The 7,224-nt window shown below is 61.4% G+C and carries 7 protein-coding genes; 6 read left to right on the top strand and 1 reads right to left on the bottom strand.

Annotation, left to right across the window (positions count from 1 at the left end; translation table 11 throughout):
• The 5 genes from lon to V7D69_RS14635 all read left to right on the top strand — a co-directional run.
• A partial coding sequence (lon, locus tag V7D69_RS14655; protein ID WP_333606169.1) for an endopeptidase La occupies positions 1-1,350 on the top strand: 1,350 nt, incomplete at its 5' end.
• A gap of 144 nt (positions 1,351-1,494) precedes the next feature.
• Positions 1,495-2,520 carry an aspartate-semialdehyde dehydrogenase gene (locus V7D69_RS14650; protein WP_333606168.1) on the top strand — a complete coding sequence of 342 codons (1,026 nt, stop codon included), beginning with the start codon at positions 1,495-1,497 and terminating at the stop codon, positions 2,518-2,520.
• A 76-nt stretch (positions 2,521-2,596) separates the two neighbouring features.
• Positions 2,597-3,136 (top strand): DUF1993 domain-containing protein, encoded by a 540-nt coding sequence (locus tag V7D69_RS14645; RefSeq protein ID WP_324063679.1) that lies wholly within the window; start codon positions 2,597-2,599, stop codon positions 3,134-3,136.
• Positions 3,133-3,576 (top strand): GFA family protein, encoded by a 444-nt coding sequence (locus tag V7D69_RS14640; protein ID WP_333606167.1) that lies wholly within the window; start codon positions 3,133-3,135, stop codon positions 3,574-3,576. The genes V7D69_RS14645 and V7D69_RS14640 overlap by 4 nt, the downstream gene beginning before the upstream one ends.
• Positions 3,573-4,328 (top strand): alpha/beta fold hydrolase, encoded by a 756-nt coding sequence (locus V7D69_RS14635; RefSeq protein WP_324063683.1) that lies wholly within the window; start codon positions 3,573-3,575, stop codon positions 4,326-4,328. The genes V7D69_RS14640 and V7D69_RS14635 overlap by 4 nt, the downstream gene beginning before the upstream one ends.
• 69 nt (positions 4,329-4,397) lie before the next feature.
• Here V7D69_RS14635 and V7D69_RS14630 read toward each other — a convergent pair whose 3' ends face one another.
• Entirely contained in the window at positions 4,398-5,033 is a 636-nt protein-coding gene (locus V7D69_RS14630) for a hypothetical protein (RefSeq protein WP_333606166.1), read from the bottom strand.
• Between the two features lie 279 nt (positions 5,034-5,312).
• On the opposite strand from V7D69_RS14630, the gene V7D69_RS14625 reads away from it, so the two are divergent.
• Positions 5,313-7,151 carry a M2 family metallopeptidase gene (locus tag V7D69_RS14625; protein ID WP_333606165.1) on the top strand — a complete coding sequence of 613 codons (1,839 nt, stop codon included), beginning with the start codon at positions 5,313-5,315 and terminating at the stop codon, positions 7,149-7,151.
• Positions 7,152-7,224 lie beyond the last annotated feature (73 nt).

Genomic DNA, 7,224 nt, shown 5'->3' with positions numbered 1-7,224 from the left:
CTGTGCCTCGGCGGTCCGCCGGGCGTGGGCAAGACCAGCCTGGGCAAGTCGATCGCCAAGGCGACGGGCCGCGAGTTCGTGCGTCAGTCGCTGGGCGGCGTGCGTGACGAAGCGGAGATTCGGGGGCACCGGCGCACTTACATCGGTTCGCTGCCAGGTAAGATCGTCACTAACCTGCGAAAGGCGGGCAAATCCAATCCGCTGTTCCTGCTCGATGAGATCGACAAGCTGGGGCAGGATTTCCGGGGCGATCCGGCCTCGGCGCTGCTGGAAGTGCTTGATCCCGAACAGAACGCGAAGTTTCAGGATCATTATCTGGAACTGGACGTCGATTTGTCCGACGTGATGTTCGTATGCACCGCGAACAGCCTGAACCTGCCGCAGCCGCTGCTCGATCGCATGGAGATCATCCGGCTCGAAGGATATACCGAGGACGAGAAGGTCGAAATTTCGGAGCGTCACCTGATCCGCAAGCAGGTGGAGGCGCATGGCCTCAAGAACGGCGAGTTCACGTTGACTCAAGCGGGCCTTCGCGATCTGGTCCGGTATTACACTCGTGAGGCCGGGGTGCGCACCCTGGAGCGAGAGATTGCGCGCCTGGCCAGGAAATCACTGCGCCAGATTCTGGAAGGCAAGGCGACCGAGGTGGTTATCACCCCTGAGAACCTGGCCGATTTCGCCGGTGTTCGCAAATTCCGCCACGGTGTGGGCGAGGAGGAGCATCAGGTGGGCGCGGTCACCGGCCTCGCCTGGACCGAGGTGGGCGGTGAGCTGTTGACCATCGAAAGCGTCACGGTTCCCGGCAAGGGCGCGATCAAGGCGACCGGCAAGCTGGGCGAAGTGATGAACGAGTCGATCCAGACCGCGTTCAGCTTCGTCAAGGCGCGCTCACCGGCCTATGGCATCAAGCCGAGCGTGTTCCAGAAGAAGGATATCCACATTCACCTGCCGGAAGGTGCAGTGCCCAAGGACGGTCCTTCTGCGGGCATCGGCATGGTCACCTCGATCGTCTCGACGCTGACCGGCGTTCCCGTGCGCAAGGATGTCGCCATGACCGGCGAGGTCACGTTGCGTGGCCGGGTGCTGCCGATCGGGGGGCTGAAGGAGAAACTGCTGGCGGCACTGCGCGGCGGGATCACCACCGTTCTCATTCCAGAGGAGAACCGCAAGGACCTTGCGGAGATTCCCGAGAACGTGAAGCAGGGGCTTGAAATTGTTCCAATTTCGCACGTGGACGAAGTCTTGGCGCGCGCGCTGACGGAACCATTGGAAGCAATCGAGTGGACAGAGGCGGACGAACTGGCGGCGGCGCCCGCACACAGCCCCGCCCCGTCAGCAACGGCACACTGAGGCTCAAACTTCCCCTCCTCTGAAGAGGAGGGGATAACGTCGCAAATCGCTCCACCCTTGTCACAGGCGCGCAGTGACGCTAACGCGCGCGCTTCGTGCGGAGCATCAACGCCCGCGCGAAATGCACACGAGAAAGGTCTTGAAATGGGTTACCGGGTAGCCGTTGTCGGCGCGACCGGAAATGTCGGCCGCGAAATGCTCAACATCCTTGCCGAGCGCGAGTTTCCCTGCGACGAAATCGCAGCGGTGGCCTCGCCGCGTTCGACGGGCACCGAGATTGAGTTCGGCGAAACCGGCAAAATGCTCAAGGTCAAGAACATCGAGCATTTCGATTTCACCGGCTGGGATATCGCCCTGTTTGCCGCCGGGTCCGGCCCGACGAAGATCTACGCGCCTAAAGCCGCTTCGCAGGGATGCGTCGTGATCGACAATTCGTCGCTTTACCGCATGGAGCCCGACGTTCCGCTGATCGTGCCCGAAGTGAACCCGGATGCGATCGATGGTTACAAGGCGCGCAACATCATCGCCAACCCGAACTGTTCGACCGCGCAGATGGTGGTGGCGCTGAAGCCGCTGCACGATGCCGCGAAGATCAAGCGCGTGGTCGTGTCCACGTACCAGTCAGTTTCCGGCGCGGGTAAGGCGGGAATGGACGAACTGTTCGAGCAGAGCCGGGCGATCTTCGTGGGTGACCAGGCGGAGCCGCGCAAGTTCACCAAGCAGATCGCTTTCAATGTGATCCCGCACATCGACGTCTTCCTGGATGACGGTTCCACCAAGGAAGAGTGGAAGATGGTGGTTGAAACCAAGAAGATACTTGATCCCGCGATCAAGGTGCAGGCCACTTGCGTCCGCGTTCCGGTCTTCGTCGGGCATTCGGAATCGCTGAACATCGAGTTCGAGAATGAGATCAGCGCCAGCCAGGCGCAGGACATTCTGCGCGAGGCGCCGGGTGTGATGCTCGTCGATAAGCGCGAGGATGGCGGTTACGTTTCGCCGATCGAATGCGTGGGTGACGGCGCAACTTACGTGAGCCGCGTGCGCGAGGATCCGACGGTGGACAACGGCCTGGCCCTCTGGTGCGTTTCGGACAACCTGCGCAAGGGCGCGGCGCTCAATGCGGTGCAGATCGCTGAGTTGCTGGGTCGCCGTCACCTCAAAAAGGGGTAAGGATTAAGAGCAGGGGGCGCTTGTCTTGGCGCTCCCCTGCATCCATCTAGGCACCTCAATACAAAGGAGCCCCCCGATGGATACCAATGCCACCACCCAAGCGCTGAGCCTTTTCTCCAACCGTCTGACCACCCTGTCGGCCTTGCTGGACAAAGTGGAGGCGCAGTGGAGCGGGCGGGACCTTGACGAATTGGCCAATGCGCGTCTGGCGCCGGACATGTTCTCGCTGGCGCAGCAGATCTGGGGCGTCTGCATTCAGCCGCTGCAGTTCATGCAATGGTGCCAGGGTGTGGACCAGCCCGGTCCGATCCCGCAGCTTGAGACCTGGAATGACGCGCGAGCCGTGCTGCGCGATGCGCTGGCGGAGATCAGCGGCGCAGCGGCGGCGGGGTTGACCGCGCCGACGGACAAGCGCCTTACGATCACGCAGATCGGGCTTTACATCGATTTCACCGCTCAGCGGTATCTGGACGATTGGGTCATCCCCAACCTCTATTTCCATCTTACGACGGCTTACGCCATCCTGCGCATGAAGGGCGCGGAGATCGGCAAGGCCGATTACCTGTCGCACCTTGCTGGCGATTTCCGGCCGATAGAAGCGGTGGCGGATGCATGACGCGGACCATGACCGGCGGCTGCCAGTGCGGCCGCGTTCGTTATGTGGCGCAGCTTGAAAGCAACGATGCCTATTTGTGCCATTGCCGCATGTGTCAGCGCGCCACCGGCGGTTTCGCCGCCAGCTTCGTGCAAGTGCCGCGCAAAGCCGTAACCTGGGAAAGCGAGCCGGACTGGTACGCCAGTTCGGTCATCGCAAAGCGTCCGTTCTGCTCGCACTGCGGGACGCCGTTCGGCTTCATGTTCAATGATGGTGACGGGATGGACCTGACTTTGGGCTCATTCGACGAGCCCGGATATTTCCATCCGGCGCTTCATTCGGGTGCAGAGGGCATGCACGAAGCCTGGCTCGATACCCGGGATCTGCCGCGTTATTACAGCGCCACGACCGAGAGCGTTGTGTCGCACTGGAAGGCGGCAGGTCTGGAGGTTCCCGAGTGAGCGAAGTGCGCAAGGAATATATCGAGGGTTTCGGCGGTGCACGGCTGGCGGTGCACGCCCTGGGGCAAGGGCGTCCGCTGCTCCTGCTTCACGGCCTGTTTTCCAGCGCTTATGTCAACTGGATCAAGTACGGCAATGCGCAGGTCGTAGCAGAGGCCGGCTTCGAGGTCATCATGCCGGACCTGCGCGCCCATGGCGAAAGTGAGGCGCCGCATGATCCGCGGGCCTATCCCGAAGACGTGCTGGTGGAGGATCTGAAGCTTGCGGTGGCGCAGCTAGGTTTGACGGATTTCGACCTCGGCGGCTTTTCGCTCGGCGCGCGCACTTCGGCGCGGGGCGTGCTGGCGGGATTGCGTCCGCGAAAGCTGATCCTGGGTGGAATGGGGCTTTCGGGCCTGGCCGGCTGGGAAAGGCGCAGCGCGCATTTCGTGAATGCCATTGATCGCTTCGGCACGATCGAGCGCGGCGATCCGGCTTTTGTTGCGCAGGCGTTCATGAAGACCATGAAGGTGGACCGGGTGGCCGCGCGCCTGCTGCTCGGTTCGGTGGACGATACGCCCCCCGAAGAGCTGTCGCGCATCACGATGCCGACTTTATGCCTCTGCGGTGCGGATGATCGGGACAACGGCTCTGCCCCGGACCTTGCCGCAGCCTTGCCTGATGGTCGCTATGTCGAAGTGCCGGGCAACCACATGTCCTCCGTTACGTTCAAGGATATGGGACAGGCCATGGCGGACTTCCTGCACTTCTGATTAGGGCGGATCGCCCGTCCGCGTCTCGTTTTCGCTCGACGCGAATGGGCGATCCCTTTTTTCGCTTTATCAATTCAATGACGCCGACGTCGTTGTTGTCGTGGTGGTGTTCGACGTCGTGGCAGGGGCTGTCGACCTGTGAGTCACGACCTTGCGGATCACCTTGTGTCGTACGGGACGGGTGCCGGTTTGTTGGGTTGTGACCGTAGTTTCGACCTGAGCCTGTTTGCTGGCGGCAATAGCGGCTTGCTGGCGGGCAGCATCAGCGGCCTGCGCTGATTGCGCCGCGGACTGTTCGGCGGCGGCAGCGCGGGCGTTGGCATCCGCGGCTTGGTCTTGCGCGGCGGCGGTTTGCTCGGCGGCGGCCTGTTGCTGGGCGGCGACGGCCGCGTCCTTGCGCTTTTGCATCTCCCCGATCGCGGCGTCAGCCATCGCCTGGGCGTGAATAGCGTCCTTGATGGCGGATTCCTTATGACCGGAACTGGCTTCTTCCTGAGCGGTTTTCAGGGTCTCTTCGGCTCTTGCGACGCCAATGGGCAATTCCGAGGCTGCACCCATGGACTTGACGGTGTCAACCTTGGCCCTGGCGGCGGCGATTTCCTTTTGGGCGCGATCGCCCTTTCCTTCGGCATGTGCCGGGCCTGAGATCGCCAGCGCCAATGCGCTCGCGGCAAGCAGCGAAGAGAAGGCGGTGTTCTTCAGCATGACCTTTACTCCTGTGAACTCTTTTAGCTGCTGGGTAAAAACGGGCCGTCATCATCGCCGTTCCGTCTGAGTGCTCAACTCATCGATTGATGCTCTTCGCTTTGTCGCAGGATTGGATCGCCTGAATGGGAGGCTGCCGGTCGGCGGAGGCAATCTGAACGACGCGTTCATGCGGGGGACAGGGCGGCCCGATTGCAATATCTGTTTCTCGCGTGTTGATCTGGCGCGGCGGCAGGCTAGTCTGTTCCCATTCAGAGATACGAAGAGGGCATTAACCCCATGAAGTTTGCAATTCCCGCACTGGCTGCGCTTGCGGCCGGCCTTTCTTTTGGCGCTGCCGTTCCGTCCTTTGCCGCAGAGGCATCGACGGATTATCCGCTGACGGCTGAAGGTGCCGCGCGTTTCGTCGCTTCGGCCGAGAAGGACCTAGGGGACGCCTCCATTCCCTATAACCAGATCAACTGGATCAATTACACGTACATCACTGAGGATACGGACGGGCTCGCAGCGAAGATCAACGCCGATTTCACGGAAAAGCAGGTTGCCTATGCGGTGAAGGCGGCAAAGTTCGTCAAATTGCCCGGTCTGGACCCGGACGTGGCCCGCAAGCTGGGCATTCTGCGTCAGGGTATCGTGCTGCCGGCCCCCACTGCTGCGGGCGCGGCGACTGAACTCAGCGAGATTTCCACCCGCCTGGCGTCGCAATACGGCAAGGGCAAAGGCACGCTGGACGGCAAGCCGGTCAACGGCTCCGACATCGAGGCGGAGATGGGCAAGCCCGGCCATACACCCGCCGAATATGCGGAGATGTGGTCAAGCTGGCACGACAATGTCGGCAAGCCGATGAAGGCCGATTACTCGCGCCTGGTGGATATCGCTAACGAGGGCGCGCGCGAGCTGGGCTATGCCGATGTCGGCGCCATGTGGCGCTCCGGCTATGATATGCCGCCCGATCAGTTCGCGGCCGAGACTGAGCGGCTGTGGCAGGAAATGAAGCCGCTTTATCTGGCGCTGCATACTTATGTGCGCCACAAGCTCAATCAGAAGTACGGCGATGGCGTGCAGCCTGATAGTGGCCCGATCCGCGCTGATCTGCTGGGCAATATGTGGGCGCAGGAATGGGGCAACATCTACCCGCTGGCGGCGCCCCCCGGCGCGGGCGATCTGGGCTATGACGTCGGCGATCTGCTGAAGGCCAAGGGCGAAACCCCGCTGGACATGGTCAAAACGGGTGAGGGCTTCTACTCGTCGCTCGGCTTTGCGCCGCTGCCGCAAACGTTCTGGCAGCGCTCCATGCTGACCAAGCCGGCTGACAGAGAGGTGATCTGCCATGCATCGGCATGGGATATCGACAACAAGGACGATATCCGCATCAAGATGTGCACCAAAGTGAATGCGGACGATTTCGTCACGATCCATCATGAATTGGGACACAACTATTACCAGCGCGCTTACAAGGACCAGACCTGGCTTTATCTCAACGGCGCCAACGACGGCTTTCATGAGGCGATCGGCGATTTCATAGCGCTTTCGATCACCCCGCAATATCTCGTCCAGATCGGCCTGCTCGCCAAAGACAAGGTGCCGGGCGCAGACAAGGACATCGGCTTGCTGCTGCGCCAGGCGATGGACAAAGTGGCCTTCCTGCCCTTTGGTTTGCTGATAGACCGCTGGCGCTGGGGCGTGTTCGACGGATCGATCAAGCCGGCGGATTACAACACGGCCTGGACCCGGATGCGTCTGGACTATCAGGGGGTAAAACCGCCGGTCGATCGCCCCGCCGACGCCTTCGATCCGGGCGCGAAGTTCCACATTCCGGGCAATACCCCTTACATGCGCTACTTCCTTGCCCGCATCCTGCAATTCCAGTTTTTCGAGGCGGCATGCAAGCAGGCGGGCTGGAAGGGACCGCTGCACCGTTGCAGCTTCTACGGCAACAAGAAGGTTGGTGAGAGCCTGAACAAGATGCTGGCCATGGGGCAGTCGAAGCCTTGGCCGGAAGCGTTGAAGGTCTTCACCGGGTCCGACCGGATCAGCGCCAAGCCCATGCTCGCCTATTTTGCGCCGCTGAAGGCATGGCTGGACGAACAGAACAAGGGGTTGAAGGTGGGCTGGTAAAGGGGTGAGTGTAAAAATCCGTATTCGCCCTTTCTCCTTGACATATAGTGCCAAATAGGTTATGTGCCGCAGC

The organism is Novosphingobium sp. (assembly GCF_036733805.1).
GTDB lineage: Bacteria > Pseudomonadota > Alphaproteobacteria > Sphingomonadales > Sphingomonadaceae > Novosphingobium.
This window is presented reverse-complemented; position numbering and strand designations above follow the sequence as displayed.